This is a genomic window from Methylobacterium currus (assembly GCF_003058325.1).
In the GTDB taxonomy this organism is placed as follows: Bacteria; Pseudomonadota; Alphaproteobacteria; order Rhizobiales; family Beijerinckiaceae; genus Methylobacterium; species Methylobacterium currus.
In genome coordinates, this window is the sequence record NZ_CP028843.1 from 4330885 (window position 1) to 4352496 (window position 21612).

A 21612-nucleotide genomic window follows, 5' to 3' on the forward strand; every position below is an offset into this window, starting at 1 on the left:
GAGGGGATCGCGACGCCGCAGGATGTGGCGCCCTTCATGACGGTCGCGGCCTCTCCGGAAGCGGCATCCCCTCTCCCGGCCTACTTCGTAGGCCACCCTTTCCCGCAGGGGGGAGGGCTAGGCGTGGCGCCTCACAGATCCACCGGCGCCCCGTGCTGGTGGAAGGCCTTCATCCGGCGATAGACCGGCGTGTCGTAGTTCGACGGGGCTTCCACCTCGTCGGTGATCCAGCGGAAGAGGTCGCGGTCCGGCACCTCGATCAGCAGCTCGAAATCGTCGAGCTCCTCCTCCGTGAGCGTCCCGATCTCGGCATCCGCGAAGCGGCCCATGATCAGGTCCATCTCCCGGGTGCCCCGGTGCCAGGAGCGGTAGAGGGTGCGGCGGCGGCGCGGATCGAGGTCGGCGCTGGTGCGGGTGGTACCGGTCATCGCGGGACAGTTCCTCGGGCTGGTCCGTGCGGCTTTACCGCCCGGGGCGCGGGTGCGAAACCCTCCGCCTGATATGGGGCGTGAGGCGCGGGATGCGACACTCATATGGCGATCCCGCGGGCCCGCAGAAGCGGCGCGGTGGTGTATAGAGCCCCCGATTGCCCTCCGCTCCCGCCCCGATGTCGCTGCGTCCCTACCTGCTCGATCCCCTGTTCGCCCCCGCCACCGTGCTGCCGGGGGCCGGTCCCAAGGTCGCCGTGCTGATCGACAAGCTCGTCGGCACGCCGGAGCGGCCGGCCCGGGTGGTCGACCTGCTGTTCCATCTGCCCCAGCGCGGCATCGCCCGGCAGCTGCGCGGCTCGATCGCCGAGGCGCCGCCCGGCGAGCCGGTGACGCTCGGCGTGACCGTGGTGGCCCACCGCCCGCCGCAGACCATGGGCGGGCGAAAGCCGTTCCGTGTGCTGGTCGAGGACCAGACCGGCGACATCACCCTGGTGTTCTTCAACCTGCCCCGCGCCCGCATCGAGAAGATGCTGCCCCTCGGCAGCCACCGCTACGTCTCCGGCCGGATCGAGCTGTGGGACGGCTTCCGCCAGATGGTGCATCCGTCCCGCATCCTCGACGAGAAGGGGCTGGCCGACCTGCCGGCGGTGGAGCCGATCTACGGCGCCACGGAAGGCCTGACCTCGCGGGCGATCGGCAAGCTCGCGGTCGCAGCCCTCGACCGGCTGCCGACCCTGCCGGAGTGGCAGGACCGTGCCTACCTCGACCGTCAGGACTGGCCGGCCTTTGCCGACGCGCTCCGCACCGAGCATCGCCCGGCGGAGGCCGCCGAGACCGAGGAGGATCTGAAGACCCCGGCCCGCCGGCGCCTCGCCTATGACGAGCTTCTGGCCTCGCAGCTGGCCCTGGCGCTGGTGCGCAGCCGGATGCACCGCCCGGCCGGCCGCACCAATGTCGGCGACGGGGCGCTGTCGCGGCGGATCGAGGCGGCGCTGCCGTTCGGGCTCACCGGGGCGCAGACCCGGGCGCTCGCCGAGATCCGCGGGGACATGGGCTCGGACCGGCGCATGCTGCGCCTGCTCCAGGGCGATGTCGGCTCGGGCAAGACCGCGGTGGCGCTGCTTGCGATGGCCTCGGCGATCGAGGCCGGGCGTCAGGCGGCGATGATGGCGCCGACCGAGATCCTGGCCCGCCAGCACGCCGAGCGCCTGCGGCCGATGGTGGAGGAGGCGGGCTTGAGGCTCGCGCTGCTCACCGGCCGCGACCGGGCGGCGGAGCGGCGCGCGACGCTGGCCGGCCTCGCCGACGGCTCGATCCACATCGTCGTCGGCACTCACGCGCTGTTTCAGGACGACGTGGCCTTCCACGATCTCGGCCTCGCGGTGGTCGACGAGCAGCACCGCTTCGGCGTGCACCAGCGCTTGGCGCTCGGGGGCAAGGGCGCGGCGGTCGACATCCTGGTGATGACCGCGACGCCGATCCCCCGCACCCTGGCGCTGACCTATTTCGGCGACATGGAGGTCTCGGTCCTCGACGAGAAGCCGGCCGGCCGCCAGCCGATCAAGACGGTGCTGGTCTCGACCGACCGGATCGAGGAGGTGGTGCTGGGCCTCGAACGGGCGCTTGCCAGGGGCGACCGGGTCTACTGGATCTGCCCGCTCGTCGCCGAATCCGAGTATGTCGACCTCGCCGCCGCCGAGGAGCGCTTTTCGGCCCTGCGCGAGCGCTTCGGCGACGCGGTCGGCCTCGTCCACGGCAAGATGCCGGGCAAGGACAAGGACGAGGCGATGGAGCGCTTCGTCGAAGGCACGACGAAGATCCTGGTCTCGACCACGGTGGTGGAGGTCGGGGTGGACGTGCCGCAGGCCACCGTCATGGTGATCGAGCATGCCGAGCGCTTCGGCCTCGCCCAGCTGCACCAGCTGCGCGGCCGGGTCGGTCGGGGCTCGGGCGCCTCGACCTGCCTCCTGCTGTTCAAGGGGCCGCTCGGCCAGGTCGCCCGGGCCCGGCTCGAGATGATGCGCGAGACCGAGGACGGGTTTCGCATCGCCGAGGAGGACCTTCGCCTGCGGGGCGAGGGTGAGGTGCTGGGCACCCGCCAGTCAGGGCTGGCCGCCTTCCGGCTCGCCAGGCCGGAGGCGGACGGCGACCTGATCGTGGCGGCCCGCGACGACGCCCGGCTGATCGTCGAGCGCGATCCGGGGCTCAAGACGGAGCGGGGCCACGCCCTGCGGGCGCTGCTCTACCTGTTCGAGCGGGATGCGGCGGTGAAGCTGTTGCAGGCGGGGTGAGGAGAGAGGCTTCCGAGCAACCTGCGAACCGCCCCGTCCGACGCGCGACCTCATCCTGAGGCGCGCTCGCGCCTCAGGATGAGGTCGGGGGAGGGAGGATCCGGGATGCGACGATCCCGGCGGGCCCGCCTTAGAATTCCGGCTCGTTCAGCACACGCGTGCCGATGCGGCTCTGCAGGTCGATCGGGGCGCCCGTCTGCTGTCCGGCGGCGTCGACCTCGATGACCGGGATGCCGGCGCCGCGCATCTGCTCGCGCAGGCGCTCCGACATCATCCGGAAGGCGCCGCCGGTGTCGCGGGGCGGAACGTGCAGCAGCACCGCCGCCGGGCGCGGCATCATTGCCAGGACATCGTCCGCCGCCTCCAGGGAGGCGGTGACGCTGGCATAGCCCAGCTCGGCCAGTTCGGCGGAGAGGGCCCGGTCGACGGCACGGTGGCCGTCGTCGACGACGAGGACTTTTTGCAGCGCACCCATGTTCAAGCGTTAGCCGATCGCGTGCCTCTCGTGAAGGCACCGGGGCAGTAACGCGGTAAGCCGACGAAGGTTCATCATCTCCGCCGGCCCATGTTAGGCCCATGGCCGGCGGACGATCCCGGACCGGGCTCGGTGATGAGCCGTCAAACGACTGCGGCGGCTGATGTTTTCGCGATTGCGAAAAGGGCTGAAAAATTTGCCGGCGTCCTAGAGAATCTCCGTCACCGCCGTGGCGACCCCGGCGAAGAGCGAGGCCCGGTAGCGCGAGGCCATCCACCCGTCCGGATTTTCGTCCTCGGTGATGCCGCGGCGCAACATGCGGGCGGCGCAGGCCGGCCCGCGGAAGCTCAGGCGCCCGTCCGGATCGCGGCGCAGCTGGATCAGTCCGCCCCGCTCGGTCGCGAGGGCGGCTCGCTCGGGGGCCGCCAGGACGAGGCCGACATCCTGGGCGTCGCGCCGGCCGCACAGCAGGGCGACCTCGTCGAAGGCCAGGATGTCGACCACGCCGGAGCGGCCCGGCAGGCGGGAGCTGAGGCGGCAGGGCGCCCGATGGACATAGGCGAGGGTGCGCAGCCGGCCCGGCACGGTGGTGCGGGAGAATCCCGCCTCCATCCAGGCCGGCACGATCAGATGGGTCGGCACCGGCTGGTCGAGGGCGGCCGAGAGGGTGCCCGCATCGAAGACCGGGTGGCATTCCAGGGTGGCGCCGGCGAGCAGGGCGGCGGCGAGCCCGGTGGCGAGGCCCTTGAGGTCGCTCGGCGGCAGCAGGCTGAGGATCCGCTCGCCGGGCTCGACCCGCAGCGGCACCAGGCAGCCGGCGGCGGCGGCCGTCAGCGCCTCGGCCTCGCGCCGCACGGCCAAGGGGATGCCCTCGGGCTCGGGCGGGGGCCCGGCCGGGCGCGCCGGGGTGGGCCCCGGGGAGCCGCCCGGGAACGCGAAGGTGACGAGGCCGGCGGCCGGCCCGGTGCCGAGGGACGCTGCGTCGCCCCGGTGGTCGAGCACGACCTGGTCGAGGCCGAGCACGCCGTCCGGCACGTGCGGCCCGAAGGCGGCGACGAAGCGTAAGGGGAAGTAGCGCATCGCGACGCGGCACATCTTCTCGGCCGGCCGCTCGGAGCCGAGCGCGCCTTGCGTCAGGACAGCGAGCATCTGCGCTGCCTCGACCGCCTGGAGCAGGCGGTCCTCGTCCCAGGTGACCGGCAGCGGGCAGGGGATGTGGCCGGCCTGCTCGATGGCGAGGAATGCGAGATGCGCCTCGGCCATGCCGGCCATGCACAGGCCGATGGGGCTCCGCGGCGGCAGCCTGAGCTGCTGGAGGCCTTCGGCGAGGCGCGCGACGATCTCGCGGGCGGCGGCGTAGGTCCAGGCGATGGCGGGGCGTCCGCACCAGGCGGGCTTGCTCGCCTGGTCGACGAGCGCGATGCGGGCGGGATGGCGGTCGGCCACGGCGGCCAGGAGTGCCCCCAGCCCCATCGGGGTAGGAGCCATGGGAGCCGGGGCCAAGGCGGCCGACGAGACGGGAGCGTGGGCGGGCGCCGCGGGACCGGCCGGGACGGTCGCCCCCGCCGGATCGGGCGGGGACGACGCGTCGTCTCGTCTCATCGTCGCCTGAGCCGCCAAAGCCGTCACCTTCGTCCGCATGCCGCACCGAGCATCCTGCCCGCGCATGGTTAAGGGCGTTTTAAGCTTACGGGGCCCTCGCGGTCCGCGAAGGGATCGGCTAAGGGGCGGTTCGGTCGGCGGCCGAGGCCTTGCCTTCGCCTCAATCCGGGGGAAAGCAGGCGCCCCGGAGGTCGGGCGGAGCCCTTCGGCCGCGCTCCGCTTGCTGCCAGCGCACCCGCATCCCCGCGGGCTTCGCGCGGCACCGGCCACCGACGTCCTGCCGTTTGAGGGGTCCACTCCTGATGTTCTTCGCGAATCGTCCCGCGCGCCCGAACCAGGCCGCCATCGCCTTCGCCCTGGCTGGCCTCGGGCTCGGTCTCGCGGCCGCCCCGGCCCTCGCCCAGCCCAAGAAGCCCGCCGCTCCGGCGCCGGCCGCTCCCGCTCCGGCGGCGCCCGCCGCGCAGGGCCAGCAGCAGACGGGTCCGATGGTCGTGCAGGTGAAGGCCGAGCCGTCCCAGGCCGACTGGACCAAGGTCTGCGGCAAGGACCAGGGCAGCGGCAACGAGGTCTGCTACACCACCCGCGACTTCGTCTCCGACCAGGGCCAGGCGGTGCTGGCCGTGGCGGTCTATGACATGAAGGGCCCTCAGGGCGCCAAGGTCGTGCGCTTCCTGATGCCGCTCGGCCTGCTGCTGCAGCCCGGCATCCGCTTCACGGTCGATAACGGCCAGCCGACCCCCGGCCGCTACGCCGTCTGCTTCCCGAACGGCTGCTTCGCCGAGGCGCCCGGCCTGAAGGACGAGGTCGTCGCCGCGATGAAGAAGGGCACGACCCTGAACGTCAGCGTGCAGAACCAGATGCAGCGCGAGGTCACCTTCGCGGTGCCGCTGGCCGGCTTCGGCAAGGCCTTCGACGGCGCCCCGATCGACCCGAAGGTGCTCGAGGAGCAGCAGAAGAAGCTCCAGGCCGAGCTGGAGAAGCGCAGCGAGGAGATGCGCAAGCAGCTCGAGCAGAAGGGCGGCGCCGCCCCGGCGGCGGCTCCGGCCAAGTAAGCCAGGCCACGTCAGTCAGTCGGCCCGTCGGGAACGGCCTCTCGCTCGACTGGCCGGGCGCGCGGTGCTGCAATCGACGGAACGATCCGAGCGCCCCGGCATCGACGCCTCGATGCCGGGGCGTTCCGCATGGCCCGAGGCCTACCGCCGCAGGCCGTGCGTCACCCAGTAGTCGCGGGGCACGCAGATCCCGAGCGGGGTCGTGAACTGCGCGTGGAAGGCGATGACGTCGCGCTGCAACTCGGCGCGGCGGTTCTCGTCCAGGCTGGCGGCCAGGGCTTTCATCGGCCCGTAGCCGGTGGAGAAGGTCTCCCAGGCGGCCTCCGGGCTCGCCTCGCGGTAGAACGAGACGCCTTTCTCGAAGGCGAGATCGAAATCCCGGCCCAGCAGCTCCATGATGCGCTCGGTGCGGCCCCACTCGAACGGCGAGGGCGGGGCCGGCGTGGGCGGCGGCGGCATGTAGGCCTTCATCACCCGGAACATCTCGAACACGGCGCCGTCCGGTGTCCAGGTGGTGAGGGCGATGCGCCCGCCCGGGCGGCAGACCCGTGCCAGCTCCGCCGCCGCCGCCTCTGGACGGCTGGCGAACATCACGCCGCAGGTCGAGATCACGGCGTCGAAGGCGCCATCGTCGAAGGGCAGGCTCTCGGCATCGGCGACGCGGTAGGCGATGTCGAGATTCTCGGCCCGTGCCTGCTCGGCCGCGAAGGCGATCAGGTCGGCACCGAGATCCACGCCCACGACCTGCGCACCGTGGCGGGCGACCAGCCGCGAGGTCCAGCCGGTTCCGGTGGCGAGGTCGAGGATCCGCTCGCCGGGCCGCGGGGCCAGACGCAGCACGCAATGCGCGATGCTGTCGGCGATGCCGCGGCTGATCTCGTCGTAGCGGCTGCCGCCGGAATTCCAGATGCCGGCCGGCCGGACGTTATGCGGCTGGATCCCGCCGCTCTCGCCCGTGATGCTCTCGCTTCCGCTCCCAGTTCCGCTCCTCATGGCGCCCTCCCATTCGCACAGGAAGCATCACCACGACGATCGACCGATCATCGCGACGCGTACAGCCAGACCGGATGCCTGCAGGGAACACCCGCATGACCAGTCTCATTTGCAAGACTGGTCTCAGTCTATGACAATGCAGAGGATCTTCGTTCACATAAGTTGGCGTACCGGCATGGCATGATCGTTCGACCGGGGGCAGACGCGACGAGGGCCGGACCTCGCGGCCCGGCCCTCGCGGCGCGATCCATCGGGCGCGGGCAACCCGCCCGCCGGCGGCCTCAATTGGCCGAGTCGCTGCGCATGCGGTAGGCGCCGTCGGCATCGCGCTCGAACATCTCGGCGATGCGGGCGTGGCGCAGGGCCTCGCCGGAGCGATCCGGCACCAGGTTCTGCTCCGAGACATAGGCGACGTATTCGGTGTCCTGGTTCTCGGCGAGCAGGTGATAGAACGGCTGGTCCTTGGACGGCCGCACCTCCTCGGGGATCGCCTGCCACCATTCCTCGGTGTTGGCGAAGACCGGGTCGACATCGAAGATGATGCCGCGGAACGGGTAGATCCGGTGGCGCACCACGTCGCCGATGTTGAACTTGGCGAGGCGGATGACCGCGCCGGACGGCGCGACGTCGGGCTGCGGGGCGGGCATGGCGGAGAAGGTCTGTCCGAGAGGCATGGGCGTCACATAGGATGACGAGGGCGGGATTGCACCGGTGCAACGTCTGCGCACAAGGTAGGCCCCGCCCCCGGTGATCTCACGATGCCGGGAGCCTCAAGCCTCCAGGCCATACGCCCGGGCGAGGTCGGGGTCCTTGGCGGCGACCAGCCGAGCGAGGTCCACGATCACGCTGGCCTGCTTCCAGGTGGCGTCGTCCTGCATCTTGCCGTCGAGCATGACGGCGCCGGTGCCGTCGGGCATCGCCTCCAGGATGCGCTTGGCGAAGGCGACCTCGGCCGGATCGGGCGCGAAGACGCTTTTCGCGATCGCGACCTGGCTCGGATGCAGGGTCCAGGCCCCGGCGCAGCCCATCAGGAAGGCATTGCGGAACTGCACCTCGCAGGCCGCCGCATCCGAGAAATCCCCGAACGGGCCGTAGAATGCCTTGATGCCGTTGGCCTGGCAGGCATCGACCATCCGGGCGATGGTGTAGTGCCAGAGGTCCTGCTGCACGCTCGCCCTCTCGGCGACGCCCGGCGTCGGATCGGCGATGACCCGGTAATCCGGATGGCCGCCGCCGACCCGGGTGGTCTTCATGCCGCGCGACGCCGCGAGGTCGGCCGGGCCGAGGCTCATCCCGTGCATGCGCGGCGAGGCGCAGGCGATGGCATCGACATTGGCGACGCCCTCCGCCGTCTCCAGGATGGCGTGGACCAGGATCGGCTTCGTGACGCCGGCCCTCGCCTCGAGCTGCGCGAGCAGCTGGTCGACGTAGTGGATGTCCCACGGCCCCTCGACCTTCGGCACCATCACGACGTCGAGCTTCGACCCGACCTCGGCCACGATCTCCATCAGGTCGTCGAGCAGCCACGGGCTGTTGAGGGCGTTGACGCGGGTCCACAGGCCGGTGCCGTGGCGGGCGAAGTCCACGTCCCGCGCCATGGCGATGAAGCCCTTGCGGGCATTCAGCTTCTGGTCGGCCGGGACCGCGTCCTCGAGGTTGCCCAGCACCACGTCGACTTGGCTCGCCAGTTCCGGGACCCGGGCCCGGACCTTGTCGTTGTGCGGCGGAACGAAATGGATCATGCGCTCGAGGCGCACCGGCAGCTCGCGGAACGGAGCCGGAGCCCCGGAGGCCAGGGGCTGGAAGAAGCGGCGCGGCAGTTTCATGGGCGTGTCTCCAACCTCCGGCACGGCCGACCACGCGCGATCCCGGCGTCGCGGGGCCCCGGCCGTGACGGAGGGGTAGTGCAGGGGCGGCGCGGCCGTAAAGGGGGCGCCTCTCGGCAGATGGTCGTGCGGGTGGTCGTGCGGAGGCCGATCACCCTTCGTCTCCGCCGGCCGGCGCGGAATCATGCTTTCGGCGGAGGATCGGCCCGGACGCGCCCCGAGGCGGACCGCACCTTGTCTTCAAGGTGCCGGTGCAAGTCGTCACAGGTCGACTTGCGGTCCGCGTATTTCGGTTCATTGTCGCGGGACCGGGACGGACACAGCAGATCCTGGACAGAAGACGCCGCGGGATTGGCCGCAACCCGAAGCGCCCGCGCCGTGATCTGGCGGACAGGCGCCGCGAATCCTGTGCGCACGTGTTCTTTCGCACATGCGGCAGGGAACGGGAACCTCACCGTAGCGTTCACCGGGCGAGGCGGGCGGCGGAGGACAGGAACCATGTCCCGAGAGATGAATCGGCGCGGGTTTGCCGGCGCCGCGATCCTGGCGCTCGCATGGGGGGCTACGATGCCGGCCGCGGCCGGCACAGTGGCGGATCGGCAGCGCTCGACCGTGCGTCCGAGCTTCACGGCGGAGGATCTCGCGGGGGCGCGGCCGGAGGGGCTGGCGGCCTCGGTGCGGCTGCCGGGCGACGATCCGGCGGCGTTCCGGGCCTTCGTCGACGGCGCCTCGATGGCGTCGCGCAAGCCCTGGCTCGCCCTGTCCGGCGGCGGCGAGAACGGCGCCTTCGCGGCGGGCCTGCTGAAGGGCTGGACCCGGGCCGGGACGCGGCCGGATTTCGGCGTCGTCACCGGCGTCTCGACCGGCGCGCTCATCGCCCCCTTCGCCTTCGTCGGCGCCTCCCAGGACGAGGCCCTGGAGAAGGCCTATACGGAGACCTCCGCGGCGGACGTGTTCGAGTTCGGCGGCGGCCCGGAGAGCCTCACCGATACCTGGCCGCTCAAGCGCGGCATCGAGCGCACCGTCACCCCCGCGCTCCTCGAGGCGGTGGCGGCGGAGCACCGCAAGGGCCGGCGCCTCCTCGTCGTCACCACCGACCTCGATTCCCTGCGCCCAACCCTGTGGAACATGGGCGCCATCGCGGCGTCCGGCGGTCCCGCAGGGCTCAAGCTGTTCCGCGAGGTGATGCTGGCCTCGGCGGCGATCCCCGGCATCTTCCCGCCGGTGATGATCGACTCCGTCGGGCCCAAGGCCAAGCGCTTCCAGGAGATGCATGCCGATGGCGGCGCCACGGCGCCGTTCTTCGTCGCCCCCGGGCGCATGCTGCTCGAGCCCCTGGCGGGCGCCTCCGCCGAGGAGGACCGCCTGCCCGCGCCCGCGATCTACGTCGTCGTCAACACCTCGCAGGCGCCGGATTTCCAGGTCGCCCAGCGCTCGATCCTGAGCATCCTCGGCCGCTCGCTCTCGGCGATGATCAAGGCCCAGACCAGCGGCGCCATCGCGGTGACGAAGGCCTTCGCGGCCCGCACCGGCACGCCCCTCCACGTCGCCACCATCGACCAGCGCTTCTCCCAGACCTCGCAGGCGCCGTTCGAGCAGGGCTACATGCGGGCCCTGTTCGCCCATGGCGAGCGGCTGGGCCGCGCCGGCACCGCCTTCGACTGGTCGGCCGACACCATCACCACCAGCGCGACGGGGCGCAGCGCCAGCAACGCGCCGTAACGTCGGCCCGAGGGCGCGCGGCCCGGGACGGAGCGGCGGGTTTTTCTGCATGTCGCGGAACCCCAACTGTCCTTATGATCGACGCGACGATCGAAGGCCCCGAGGAGCGCCGCATGGCCAAAGGATCCGACCTGCTGGTGGCCGCCCTCGAGAACGAGGGCGTGGACCGGATCTTCGGCATCCCGGGGGAGGAGAATCTCGATGTCGTCGAGTCCCTGCGCTCCTCGACGATCGAGCTGGTGCTGACCCGCCACGAGCAGGCGGCAGCCTTCATGGCGGCGACCCATGGCCGGCTGACGGGCCGGCCCGGCGTGTGCATCTCGACGCTCGGGCCGGGCGCCCTCAACTTCACGACGGGCGCGGCCTACGCCCATCTCGGCGCGATGCCGATGCTGATGATCACCGGCCAGAAGCCGATCATGAGCGCCCGCCAGGCCCGGTTCCAGATCGTCGACGTGATCGCGGCGATGCGCCCGCTCACCAAGATGACGCGCCAGATCGTCTCCGCCGCCTCGATCCCGACCATCGTGCGCGACGCCTTCCGGGTCGCCACCGAGGAGCGGCCCGGGCCGGTCCATCTCGAACTGCCCGAGGACGTCGCGGCGGAGGAGGCCGACGTCGCCCTGGTGCCGTCGCACCCGATCGACCGGCCGGTGGCCAACCCCGCCGCGATCGAGCGCGCCGCCGCCATGATCCTGCAGGCGCGCCGCCCGCTCGTCATGATCGGCGCCGCCGGCAACCGGCCGCGCCTGGTCGAGCCCCTGTCCGACTTCGTGCGCCGCACCCGGATCCCGTTCTTCAACACCCAGATGGGCAAGGGCGCGGTCACCGGCGGCTCGAACCTCTATGTCGGCACCGCGGCCTTGTCTGAGCGCGACTATGTCCACGAGGCGATCGACAGCGCCGACCTCATCCTCTCGATCGGCCACGACACCGTCGAGAAGCCGCCCTTCCTGATGGGCCGGGTGGCGGGCGGGCCGCGGGTGATCCATGTCGGCTACGTCTCGGCCAGCGTCGAGCAGGTCTTCCACCCCGACGCCGAGGTGGTGGGCGATATCGGGGCGACCGTCACGGCGCTGGCCGACCGGCTCGGCGGCCGGCTCGACCCGGAGCCGGGGCTCCTCGACCTGCGCCAGCGCATCCTCGCCCGCATCAACGACCGGGCCGAGGAGGACCGCTTCCCGGTGACGCCCCAGCGCCTGGTGCACGACGTGCGGGCGGTGATGCCGGAGGACGGCATCGTCTGCCTCGACAACGGCATGTACAAGATCTGGTTCGCCCGCAACTACCGCACCCACGTCGCCAACACGCTGCTGCTCGACAACGCGCTCGCCACCATGGGCGCCGGACTGCCCTCGGCGATGATGGCCAAGCTCGTCCACCCGGAGCGCCGGGTGCTCGCGGTCTGCGGCGATGGCGGGTTCATGATGAACAGCCAGGAGATGGAGACGGCCGTGCGCCTGAAGCTCGACCTGGTGGTGCTGGTGCTCGACGACCGCGCCTACGGCATGATCCGCTGGAAGCAGGCGGTCGACCGGTTCCCCGATTACGGCATGACCTTCGGCAACCCGGATTTCGTGACTTACGCCGAGTCCTACGGTGCCAAGGGCCACCGGGTGACATCGGCCGAGACGCTGGCGCCGACGCTGGAGGCCGCCTTCGCGGCGGGCGGGGTGCATCTCGTGGCGGTGCCGGTCGATTACTCCGAAAACACCCGGGTGCTGGTCGACGAGCTCGGCGGCCACGCCCCGCAGGTCGAGCCCGGCTAGACCCATGGAACGCCCCGCGTCGGATCGGCGCCGGCGCATGGCCGGGGCGCTGCTGCTGCTCGGCGCCGCCGGCATCGCCGCCGCGGCCCCCGTGCTGTTGCCGGAGGCGGCCCGCGCCTGGCACCTGCGCGCGGCCGCCGACGATCCCGCGGCGCTCGCCGCCTTGCGCCTGCCCGCTGTCGCGGATGCCGAGCGGATCGGCGCCGGCCTCGATGCGGCTTTGGCGGTGCGCGACGAGGATCTCGCCCGGAGCTTCCTGGCGCTCGCCGAGGAGCGGGGCGTGCCGGTCTCGCCCGAGCGGCGGGCCTCCGTGGCGGCGCTCGCGGAGGGCGCGCCGCGCCGGGCCCTCGCGGACGCCGCCACCGGCTTCGTCAGCGGGGAGGGGGCCGGCATGGCCGGCCTCGCCGGCGCGGTGGCGGGCGACCTCGTCGGCTACGGCGACCTGCGCGACCTGTGGCGCGAGGGCGGGCGGCTCGCCCGGGGCGAGGCTTACGACCCGCTGCTCCTCGGCCTCGCCACCGCCGGGCTGGCGCTCACCGGCGCCACCATCGTGTCCCTGGGCTCGAGCGTGCCGGTCCATGCCGGCACCACGACCCTGAAGCTCGCCGCCCGCACCGGCAAGCTGTCCCGGCCCCTGGCCGTCCGGCTCACCCGCAGCGCCGGCGCGGCCGTCGACCGCGAGGCCCTGGCTCTCGCCACCGCGGCCGCCGGTCGGCTCGATCTCGCGGCCCTGCGCCAGGGGGCGAAGGGTGTGCTGCGGCCGGGCGCGTTGCGGGAGATCCGTAGCGTCGGCGAGCAATCGGCCCGGATCCAGGCGCGGCTCGGTGCCCGCGGCGCCCTGCAGGCCCTCGCCGTGGCGGAGAATGCCGACGACCTGCGCCGCGTCGCCCGCCTGTCGGAGGGAATGGGCGGACGCAGCCGGGCGGTCCTGGCGCTCCTGGGCCGCGGCGCCCTGGTGCTGGGGTCGGGCCTCCTGGTGGTCCTGCAGGGCCTGTGGCTCGGCCTCGCCTGGTTCCTGGCCGCCGCCCTGTTCTGCCGCCGCGCCGGCACCGCACTCGGCCGTCTGGTCTGGCGGCGCCGACGCCGGACGCGGACTGCGCCGCACCTTGCGGATGCTCCCGCCTGACGGCATCGATCAGGCCGCTGCACCGCATCGTCGTTTCGCCGCAGCGCCGTGCAGCCGAAACATCTGGGCGCCGGCCGCCGCGGCGCGGATCGCCGCCTTCCGCTGCGTTCGCCGGCGATCGACTGGCTGGTTTTCCGGTCATTGCCTCAGGCAGATCCGACCCAGATCCGGGAACCGGTCGCGGCGGGGGCTCGTCCGCGCCTCTCGACCATCACGCCAGCGCCGAAACCCGGCGCTCGACCTCGGCGCGACGTGCCGCCCCCTTCAAAAGGATGATACCAATCCCAGCCGCGGCGGTGCGACCGATACCTGACGCAAGCATCCGGATTCGGCCGCATCAATCTTATCCGATTTAATCTCGATGCTGAAATGCCGATCAACAGTCTTGTGCTGCAGAGATTTTGGTACTTAAATGGCTTCGGACGGGTCGCGGCCCGTTCGATCGCGGAGTTTTGCCGGGGGGCGACGATGCACGCGTGCAGATGGGGCGAACGCGGTCGGGGCAGCGTCGCGCGGAGCGGTGACGGACGACGGCGCAGCCGCCTCACCGGGACCACCGCACCGTGACCGCCTGGCAGCCGGCGGCGGCGGCCGCCCTCGACGCCCTCGCTCTCGCCGTGCTGGTGGTCGACCGGCAGGGGCACATCCTCCACGCCAACCGGGAGGCGGCAGACCTCCTTGACCGGCCCGACGGGGCCTTGTCGGGCCAGCACGCCGCCGGCGGCTGCCTCGGAGCCCGCCACGCGGAGGGCCGCTCGCGGCTCCACGCCCTGATCCAGGCGGCCTGCGACGGGCGGCCCGGGGAAGCCGGCGGCTTCCTGCAACTCGAGAGCGGCGGCCCGGACGAGCCGGGTGTCTCGGTCTGCGTGTCACCCCTCGTCGATGCCGAGGCGCCCGGCCGGGCGGTGGTGGTGGCCCGGCTGCTGCGGGCCCAGGGGCGGATCGAGGTCCAGCTGCGCACCCTGTTCGGCCTGACGAGGGCCGAGGCGCAGGTCGGCGCGGCCCTTGCCCGCGGCGGCTGCCTCGCCGAGATCGCGGCCGAGCTCGGCATCAGCGTCACCACGGCGCGCACCCATGTCGCCCGCATCTTCCTGAAGACCGGAACCCGGCAGCAGAGCCAGCTCGTCGCCCTGGTGGCGGCGGTGCACTTGCCGGTGGCGTGCGGGGCCGGCGAGGCGGCGCATATTCCGGCTCATGCCGCGAAATCGCCGGCTCACGCCCCGAGAACACCGGCTCAGGTTCTGAGATCGAGCCGATAGGCGTAGGCGTCGCCGCGAAACAGGCCCTCGACATACTCGATCATCCGGTCGTCCCGGTCGTAGGAGCGGCGCTTGATCAGGAGGCAGGGGAGGGCTTGCGTGAAGCCGAACACCGCGCACTCCGCCTCGTCCGGCGTCGCCGCCTCGATGGTCTGGCGGCAGCGCACCAGGGCCGCCCCATGAGCGCCCAGGAACGCGTAGACCGAACCGTCGAGGTCGCCCTCGGCGAGGGCCGGCACCGCCGTGAGGTCGTACCACGCCACCTCCCGCGACAACGGCATTCCGTCGCCGCAGCGGATGCGGACCAGCTTCAGGAACGGTGCGGTCGAGGGCAGGCCGAACAGCGAGGCGATCGAGCGATCCTGGACCACCCGGCGCTCGACGATCTGCGACGAGGGCACGCGGCCGAGCTCGCGCATCTCCTCGGTGAAGCCCTTGAGCCGGTCCATGCCCGGGCTGAGCCGGGTGCGCCCGGGCGCCACGATGAAGCCGTGCCGGCCATGGGCGGTGAGGTAATGCTGCCGGCGCAGGGAATCGTAGCAGCGCTGCACCGTGGTGCGGCTGACGCCCAGCGCCTCCGCGAAGGGACGCTCGGCCGGCAGCGTCGTGCCGCCCGCCACCGTCCCGTCCTCGATCAGCGCGCGCAGCTGCTCTTCCAGCTGCTGATAGAGCGGCTTCGCGGTATCATGGCGCAGCCGCACCAGGCTCGTCAGGGCAGGGTGGCCCGGGCCGGGCCCGGACGGGTGCTCGGGCATCGGCGGGTCAGCCGATGCGGGAAGCGCGCGCCGGGGCGGCGTGGGCGACCGGACGGAGAGGGGACATGAGCGTCGAGGGTAGCGTCGACATGGTGGCCGATCCGGCTCTCTTCGTCCTCGGAAGCTTCGTGGTCGCCTGTTCTGCCACGGTTGCCCGCCTGCCGCGAGCGGGCGAATCGCTGGAGGCACAGGCTTTCCTGGTCGAGCCCGGCGGCAAGGGCCTCAACCTCGCGGTCGGGGCGCGGCGCCTCGGCGGCGCCGTCGACGGAATCCTGGCGGTCGGGGACGATGCCCTGGCGGCGCTCGCCGGGCCGGCCCTCGACCGCGCCGGCCTCCCGCCGGAGATGCTGCACCGTTTTCCCGGTCCGACCGGGGCCGGCATCGGCTTCACCGACGCCTCGGGCGAGAACTGCCTCGCGGTGCATCCCGGCGCCAATGCCCGGCTCGGCGCCGTGGAGGTGCGGGAGGCGGCCGAGCGGATCGCCCGCAGCACCCTCGTCCTGGCACAGTTCGAGGTCGGCGACGAGGCGGTGGCGGAGACGTTTCGGATCGCCCGCGCGGCGGGCCTGCGCACCCTGCTCAACCCCTCGCCGTTCCGGATGCCGTCGCCGGAGATCCTGGCGGAGACCGCGATCCTGGTGGTCAACGCGGTGGAGGCCGCGGCCTTCGGCACGGCCTTCGACATCCCGGTGCCCGAGGACACGGCGGAGCCCCCGGCCTTCACGGCCCTGGCCGGGATGCTGCTCGCCCGCGGGCCGGACCTCGTCGTGATCACCCTCGGGGCGTCGGGAGCGATCGCCTTCCCTGCCGGTCATCCTGTCCTGGTCCAGCCGGCCTTCCCGGTCGCAGCCATCGACACGCTCGGGGCCGGCGACGCGTTCACGGCGGGCCTCGCGGTCGGCCTCGCCGAGGGGCGCACGCTCTCGGAGAGCCTGCGCGTCGCTGCGGCGTGCGGTGCCTGCGTGGTCCGCCACAAGGGCGTGTTCGACGCCCTGCCGGACCGCGCCGCGGTCGCGGCCCTGCTCCGCGAGGCGCCGTCATCCAAGGCGCCGTGAGGCATCGTCCGCGGAACGATGTTTTTCGAAATCCGAAGGTATCGGCTCTACGTGAACAGGCCGGCGAGCAGGCTACCCACCATCGCGACCACCGCGAGGGTCACGAGGAACCGGATGTCGTCGAGTCTTTCCCTGATCATCGCCGAGCCTCCTTCGCCGCGTGACCGAGGCTGTGTAGAGGCTCGAGCCGCGTTGCGCAGTGCGCATCCGCACCTTTGCTTGATGGATGGTGAATGGAGCTGATCGGGGGGCATCGCCCGCCTCAGGCCGGCCCGCAAGGCCTTGTGCGAACGCGCGAAAACGGCGTGCATTCAGGCACGATCATGGCGGCTTGGCCGTTGACAGATGCGCTTGCACCGAAGAAAAAAGGCCACACGCGAGGTGTGGCCCAAGTCTAGGGAGGAAACGCCCAAAGAGGGCAGCAACGCCGCGACGCCATCGCCGCGTTGCCACTTCATAGCTAAGCCCTGTCGGCTCCGCTGGCAAGGGCTTGTCCGCGTTTTGTGGCATCCGTGACGCAGGTGATGCCGCGACGCAACGCCTCGCGCACCGTCAAGCGCCCGGACCCGCGACTGCCGCGTTTCGCTCTCCTCCGTTGCGACACTCAGGAGCCGCCGCGATGACGTCCACCGAGCCCACGACGCGGCGCATCCCGGTCCGCGGCCTGACCCTGAACATCGCCGAGGCCGGCCCGGCGGAGGGGCCGCTCACGATCCTGCTGCACGGCTTCCCCGAGACCTGGTGGAGCTGGCGGCACCAGATCGGACCGCTGGCGGCGGCCGGATCGCGGGTCGTGGCACCGGACCAGCGCGGCTACGGCCTGTCGAGCCGGCCCGAGGGGATCTCGGCCTACCATCTCGACCGCCTCGCCGAGGACGTGATCGGCCTCGCCGACGCCCTCGGACACGATCCCGAACAAGGAGAGCGATTCCGCCTCATCGGGCACGATTGGGGCGGCCTCGTCGCCTGGTGGGTGGCGGCGCGCCATCCCGGCCGGGTGGAGCGGCTGGCGATCCTCAACGCGCCGCATCCGGACGTCTTCGGCGCCTATGCCCGCCGGCACCCGGGCCAGTTGCTGCGCAGCGCCTATGTCGGGCTGTTCCAGCTCCCCGGCCTGCCCGAGGCGCTGCTGCGCGCCGGCGACTGCGCCGTCTTGCGGCGCGCCCTGACCGGATCGAGCCGGCCCGGCGCCTTCTCGCCCCACGATCTCGACCTCTACGCCGCCGCCTGGCGCCGGCCCGGGGCGATCACCGCGATGCTGAACTGGTACCGGGCCCTGCGCCTGCCCCGGGCGCCGGCGCCGGAACCGATCCGTCCGCCGGTCCTGGTCCTGTGGGGCGAGCGCGACACCGCGCTCGAACGCGGCCTCGCCGCCGAGAGCCTGCGCCTCTGCGCGCAAGGGGCGGTGCGGTATTTTCCGCAAGCCACCCACTGGCTCCAGCACGAGGAGCCGCAAGGGGTCAACGACGCCCTGATCGGCTTCCTGACCGCCGACAGCCCCGGCCCGCCTCCGGCTCAGGCCTGAGCGCCGAACAGCAGCTGCCTCGTCGCCGCGGTCACGTCGTCCTGCCGCATCAGGCTCTCGCCGACCAGCAGCGTGCGGATCCCGGCTTTCCCCAAGGTCTGCGCGTCGGCATGACTGCCGATGCCGCTCTCGCCGACCAGGATCCGGTCCGGCGGCACCAGCGGGCTCAGGCGCACGGCATTGTCGAGGGAGACCTTGAAGGTGCGCAAGTCGCGGTTGTTGACGCCGATGAGCCGGGTGCCGAGGGGCAGGGCCCGCGCCAGCTCGGCCTCGTCATGGACCTCGACCAGCACGTCCATGCCGAGGTCGTGGGCGGTCTCGACCAAGCCTGCGGCCTCCTCGTCGTCGAGGCTCGCCATGATGACCAGGATGCAATCGGCGCCCCAGGCCCGGGCCTCGACCACCTGGTAGGGCTCGAACAGGAAGTCCTTGCGCAGGACCGGCAGGGAGCAGGCGGCGCGGGCCGCCGTGAGGTACTCGGGCTTGCCCTTGAACGAGGGCTCGTCGGTGAGCACCGACAGGCAGGTGGCGCCGCCCGCCTCGTAGGCGCGGGCGAGGGCCGGCGGGTCGAAATCCTCGCGGATCAGGCCGCGGGACGGCGAGGCCTTCTTGATCTCGGCGATCAGCGCGAAGCGGCCTTCCGCGACATGGGCCGCGATCGCGTCGGCGAAGCCCCGGGGCGGATCGGCTTTCGCGGCGCGCTTCTCCAGCTCGGCGAGCGGCACGCGCAGCTTCGCCGCCGCGATCTCGCGCCGCTTATAGGCCTCGATATGGGCAAGCACGTCGGCCGGGCGCGGCCGGGCCTCGCCCTCGGGAGACGTCGAATCCTGAGACGTCGTGTCGGTGTCGGACAAGGCCGTGTCCTCCCCTCGGGAGCGTGTCGGGGGTGGCATGCATCATTCGCCGCAGTGGTCACCGGCTCGGCGAAAAAATGATGCAAAACCAAGAAACGAAGCAGAGTCGCGCCATGCGGCTCTGCTGAGCGAGCATCGGGATCCGCCGCGAGGCAGGTGGGCTCACGCGGTGGAAACGGCAGCCAGGCGCTCCAGGACCGCCCTGGCCGCGCCGGTGTCGATCGCCTGGGCGGCGCGCGTCACGCCGTCCTGCAGGCTGTCAACGCGCCCGGCGACCATCAGGGCCGCCGCCGCATTGAGAACCCCGATGTCGCGGTAGGGCGTGCGGGCGCCGTCGAGCACATCGCGCAACGCCGCCGCATTGTGGGCCGGATCGCCGCCGCGCAATTCTTCTGCTTGAGCGAGGCGCAGGCCCAGCTCCCGCGGGTCGATGGTGAAGCGGCGGATCGCGCCGTCCTCCCAGGCCACCACCGCGGTCGGGCCGGTGGTGGTGATCTCGTCGAGCCCGTCCGAGCCGTGCACGGTCCAGACCCGGCGGCTGCCGAGCTCGGCGAGCACCCGGGTCATCGGCTCGGCGAGCGACGGCGCGTAGACGCCCAGCAGCTGCGCCGACACCCCGGCCGGGTTGCACAGCGGCCCGAGCACGTTGAACAGCGTCCGCGTGCCGATCTCGACCCGCACCGGCGCGACGTGGCGCATCGAGGCGTGGTGCGACTGGGCGAACATGAAGCACAGGCCCGCCTCGCTGAGGCAGCGGGCGAGGTGATCGGGGGTGAGGCCGATGCCGACGCCGAGCGCCGAGAGCACGTCGGCGGCGCCGGAGCGGGACGAGGCGGCGCGGTTGCCGTGCTTGGCCACCGGCACGCCGCAGGCGGCGGTGACGATCGCCGCCAGCGTCGAGACGTTGTAGCTGCCCGAATGGTCGCCGCCGGTGCCGACGATGTCGATCGCGCCGTCGGGCGCGGCGACGCGGGTCATGCGCTCGCGGAGCGCGCCCGCGGCGCCCGTGATCTCGTCCAGAGCCTCGCCGCGGACGTGCAACGCCATCAGGAAGGCGCCGGCCTGGGCGTGCGTCACCTCGCCGGAGAGCAGGTGGTCGAAGGCGCGGCGCGCCTCCTCGCGCGTCAGCGCGGCGCCCGTGGCGACCTTCGCCAGGTAGGGCTTGAACGAGTCCATGACGAGTACGGGCCTGATCTCAGCGCGGGCTTACGCGCCCGGTTCCGTCAATGCACATCTCGGCCGCGCTTGTCACCCCGGGCCTTCACATTCCGGGCCTTGGCATTCCAGGCGGAGGCGAGGTCGAGGAAATTGCGCACCATGGTCTGCCCATGCTGCGACAGGATGCTCTCGGGGTGGAACTGCACCCCGTGCACCGGCCGCTCCGCGTGCTCCAGCGCCATGATCAGGCCGTCGGCCTCCGCGGTCACCCCGAGGTCCTGCGGGCAGGTCGCCCGATCGACGATCAGCGAGTGGTAGCGGGTGGCCGCGAACGGCCCGTTGATGCCGCGAAACAGCCCGCTCGCCCGGTGCTGCACCTGGGAGACCTTGCCGTGCATCGGGGCGGGGGCCCGCACCACGTCGCCGCCGAAGGCCTGGCCGATCGCCTGGAGGCCGAGGCAGACGCCGAGCATCGGGATCTCGTCGCTCAACTCCCGCACCACGTCGAGGCAGATTCCCGCCTCGCTCGGCGTGCAGGGACCGGGCGAGAGCACCAGGGCATCGGGCGCGCGGCGGCGGATCTCCTCGACGGTGATCGCATCGTTGCGCACCACCTCGACCGCGCCGGCGAGCGGCCCGATCAGGTGGACGAGGTTCCAAGTGAAGGAATCGTAATTGTCGATGACCAGGATGTCGGACATGGATGCGCCTCTTGGGGCGCGGTGTGGGGCTTGAGGCGCCGGGAGGTCAAGGGGGCCGATCGCGGCGGCGCCTCATGAAAAAACCCGCCCGTCCCTCGCGGGGCAGGCGGGTGAAGTCGAGGGTCCGTCCGTGGTGGAGGGTGTCGCCAAGTGTCTCTCACGAAACTCCCGGTCACCGTCGTCGCTCGCTGTGGCGGCGTCGGCGCAGCGGGAGTTTCATGAGGCGCACTTATTCCCGCTCGCCGGTGAGGCTCAGCAGCATCTGGAACAGGTTGATGAAGTTCAGGTAGAGCGACAGCGCCCCGAACACCGCGAGCTTGGAGTTGGCCTCCTCGCCCCAGTTCTCGGCGTATTGCTCCTTGATCGACTGCGTGTCGTAGGCGGTGAGCCCGGTGAAGATGACGACGCCGATGAGCGAGATCGCGAATTGCAGGGCGCTCGAGGCCAGGAAGATGTTCACCAGGCTGGCGATGACGAGGCCGATCAGGCCCATCACCAGGAACGAGCCCATCCGCGAGAGGTCGCGCTTGGTGGTGTAGCCGTAGAGGCTCGTTGCCCCGAACATCGCCGCGGTGATGAAGAAGGTGCGGGCGATGCTGGTGCCGGTGAAGACCAGGAAGATCGAGGCGAGGGACAGGCCCATCACCCCGCAGAAGGTCCAGAACAGGGTGTGGGCGGTGGCGGCCGAGATCCGGTCGGCGCGGAACGACAGCACCATGATGAAGGCCAGCGGCGCCAGCATCACGACGTATTTGAGCGGCGTGCCGAAGAGCGGCTTGTAGAGCGCCGGGGTCGAGGAGACGCCGAGCGCCACGAGGCCGGTCAGCGCCAGGCCGAGGCCCATCGTGTTGTAGACCCGCAGCATGTGCCGCCGCAGGCCCTCGTCGAAGACCGCACCGGCGGGGGCCGCGTGGGTCTGCCAGGCGTAGGGGGTGTTCATCGGGGAGAGCGCTCCGGGATGGTGGCGGGTTACGAAGGTCATGGGAGATGACCGTCGGTTCCGTTCTCGCATTGTCGC

19 protein-coding genes are annotated in these 21612 nt (G+C 71.9%); 8 read left to right on the top strand and 11 right to left on the bottom strand.

Features of this window, described 5'->3' with window-relative positions; all coding sequences use genetic code 11:
- Positions 1 to 131: 131 nt before the first annotated feature.
- A complete protein-coding gene (locus tag DA075_RS20105) occupies positions 132 to 428 on the bottom strand; it encodes an FAD assembly factor SdhE (RefSeq protein WP_093567541.1) in 297 nt (98 codons plus the stop codon).
- A 179-nt stretch (positions 429 to 607) separates the two neighbouring features.
- Between DA075_RS20105 and recG the strand changes: the two genes are divergently transcribed.
- On the top strand, positions 608 to 2722 hold the full coding sequence (gene recG / locus DA075_RS20110; protein WP_099954724.1) for an ATP-dependent DNA helicase RecG: 2115 nt from the start codon (positions 608 to 610) through the stop codon (positions 2720 to 2722).
- A gap of 130 nt (positions 2723 to 2852) precedes the next feature.
- Here recG and DA075_RS20115 read toward each other — a convergent pair whose 3' ends face one another.
- Together DA075_RS20115 and DA075_RS20120 are read right to left on the bottom strand one after the other, a co-directional pair.
- Complete coding sequence (locus tag DA075_RS20115) at positions 2853 to 3197, bottom strand: hypothetical protein (RefSeq protein ID WP_099954725.1); 345 nt, start codon at positions 3195 to 3197, stop codon at positions 2853 to 2855.
- Positions 3198 to 3404: 207 nt separating this feature from the next.
- A complete protein-coding gene (locus tag DA075_RS20120; protein WP_099956690.1) occupies positions 3405 to 4685 on the bottom strand; it encodes an AMP-binding protein in 1281 nt (426 codons plus the stop codon).
- 416 nt (positions 4686 to 5101) lie between these two features.
- Here DA075_RS20120 and DA075_RS20125 point away from each other — a divergent pair, with 416 nt between their 5' ends.
- The gene (locus DA075_RS20125; protein ID WP_099954726.1) at positions 5102 to 5851 is read left to right on the top strand and encodes an invasion associated locus B family protein; all 750 of its coding nucleotides are present in this window, start codon (positions 5102 to 5104) and stop codon (positions 5849 to 5851) included.
- A 141-nt stretch (positions 5852 to 5992) separates the two neighbouring features.
- Here DA075_RS20125 and DA075_RS20130 read toward each other — a convergent pair whose 3' ends face one another.
- From DA075_RS20130 to DA075_RS20140, 3 genes are all read right to left on the bottom strand, one after another.
- Positions 5993 to 6844, bottom strand: coding sequence for a class I SAM-dependent methyltransferase (locus DA075_RS20130; RefSeq protein WP_099954727.1), 852 nt, complete (start codon positions 6842 to 6844; stop codon positions 5993 to 5995).
- 281 nt (positions 6845 to 7125) lie between these two features.
- On the bottom strand, positions 7126 to 7491 hold the full coding sequence (gene hspQ, locus DA075_RS20135) for a heat shock protein HspQ (RefSeq protein WP_099954728.1): 366 nt from the start codon (positions 7489 to 7491) through the stop codon (positions 7126 to 7128).
- Positions 7492 to 7614: 123 nt separating this feature from the next.
- Positions 7615 to 8670, bottom strand: a complete 1056-nt coding sequence (locus DA075_RS20140) for an HpcH/HpaI aldolase/citrate lyase family protein (protein ID WP_099954729.1) — start codon at positions 8668 to 8670, stop codon at positions 7615 to 7617.
- 498 nt (positions 8671 to 9168) lie between these two features.
- Here DA075_RS20140 and DA075_RS20145 point away from each other — a divergent pair, with 498 nt between their 5' ends.
- The 4 genes from DA075_RS20145 (at position 9169) to DA075_RS20160 (ending at position 14546) form a co-directional block, all read left to right on the top strand.
- Positions 9169 to 10392 (top strand): patatin-like phospholipase family protein, encoded by a 1224-nt coding sequence (locus tag DA075_RS20145; protein ID WP_099954730.1) that lies wholly within the window; start codon positions 9169 to 9171, stop codon positions 10390 to 10392.
- A gap of 113 nt (positions 10393 to 10505) precedes the next feature.
- Complete coding sequence (locus DA075_RS20150) at positions 10506 to 12161, top strand: acetolactate synthase large subunit (protein ID WP_099956691.1); 1656 nt, start codon at positions 10506 to 10508, stop codon at positions 12159 to 12161.
- 4 nt (positions 12162 to 12165) lie between these two features.
- The gene (locus DA075_RS20155) at positions 12166 to 13287 is read left to right on the top strand and encodes a hypothetical protein (protein ID WP_123834371.1); all 1122 of its coding nucleotides are present in this window, start codon (positions 12166 to 12168) and stop codon (positions 13285 to 13287) included.
- A 563-nt stretch (positions 13288 to 13850) separates the two neighbouring features.
- Positions 13851 to 14546, top strand: coding sequence for a helix-turn-helix transcriptional regulator (locus DA075_RS20160; RefSeq protein ID WP_099954732.1), 696 nt, complete (start codon positions 13851 to 13853; stop codon positions 14544 to 14546).
- Here the strand turns inward: DA075_RS20160 and DA075_RS20165 are convergent.
- Positions 14522 to 15301: a GntR family transcriptional regulator gene (locus DA075_RS20165; RefSeq protein ID WP_099954733.1), complete on the bottom strand. Its 780-nt coding sequence runs from the start codon at positions 15299 to 15301 to the stop codon at positions 14522 to 14524. The genes DA075_RS20160 and DA075_RS20165 overlap by 25 nt on opposite strands.
- Before the next feature lie 65 nt (positions 15302 to 15366).
- Between DA075_RS20165 and DA075_RS20170 the strand changes: the two genes are divergently transcribed.
- Both DA075_RS20170 and DA075_RS20175 read left to right on the top strand, forming a co-directional pair.
- On the top strand, positions 15367 to 16356 hold the full coding sequence (locus tag DA075_RS20170; RefSeq protein ID WP_174800104.1) for a ribokinase: 990 nt from the start codon (positions 15367 to 15369) through the stop codon (positions 16354 to 16356).
- A 619-nt stretch (positions 16357 to 16975) separates the two neighbouring features.
- On the top strand, positions 16976 to 17881 hold the full coding sequence (locus DA075_RS20175; RefSeq protein WP_099954734.1) for an alpha/beta fold hydrolase: 906 nt from the start codon (positions 16976 to 16978) through the stop codon (positions 17879 to 17881).
- Here the strand turns inward: DA075_RS20175 and trpC are convergent.
- The 4 genes from trpC to DA075_RS20195 form a co-directional block, all read right to left on the bottom strand.
- Positions 17872 to 18663 carry an indole-3-glycerol phosphate synthase TrpC gene (trpC, locus tag DA075_RS20180; protein ID WP_232388559.1) on the bottom strand — a complete coding sequence of 264 codons (792 nt, stop codon included), beginning with the start codon at positions 18661 to 18663 and terminating at the stop codon, positions 17872 to 17874. The genes DA075_RS20175 and trpC overlap by 10 nt on opposite strands.
- 234 nt (positions 18664 to 18897) lie before the next feature.
- Entirely contained in the window at positions 18898 to 19911 is a 1014-nt protein-coding gene (trpD, locus tag DA075_RS20185) for an anthranilate phosphoribosyltransferase (RefSeq protein WP_099954736.1), read from the bottom strand.
- Between the two features lie 47 nt (positions 19912 to 19958).
- The gene (locus DA075_RS20190) at positions 19959 to 20594 is read right to left on the bottom strand and encodes an anthranilate synthase component II (protein ID WP_099954737.1); all 636 of its coding nucleotides are present in this window, start codon (positions 20592 to 20594) and stop codon (positions 19959 to 19961) included.
- Between the two features lie 229 nt (positions 20595 to 20823).
- Entirely contained in the window at positions 20824 to 21534 is a 711-nt protein-coding gene (locus tag DA075_RS20195; RefSeq protein WP_099954738.1) for a Bax inhibitor-1/YccA family protein, read from the bottom strand.
- Between the last annotated feature and the right edge of the window lie 78 nt (positions 21535 to 21612).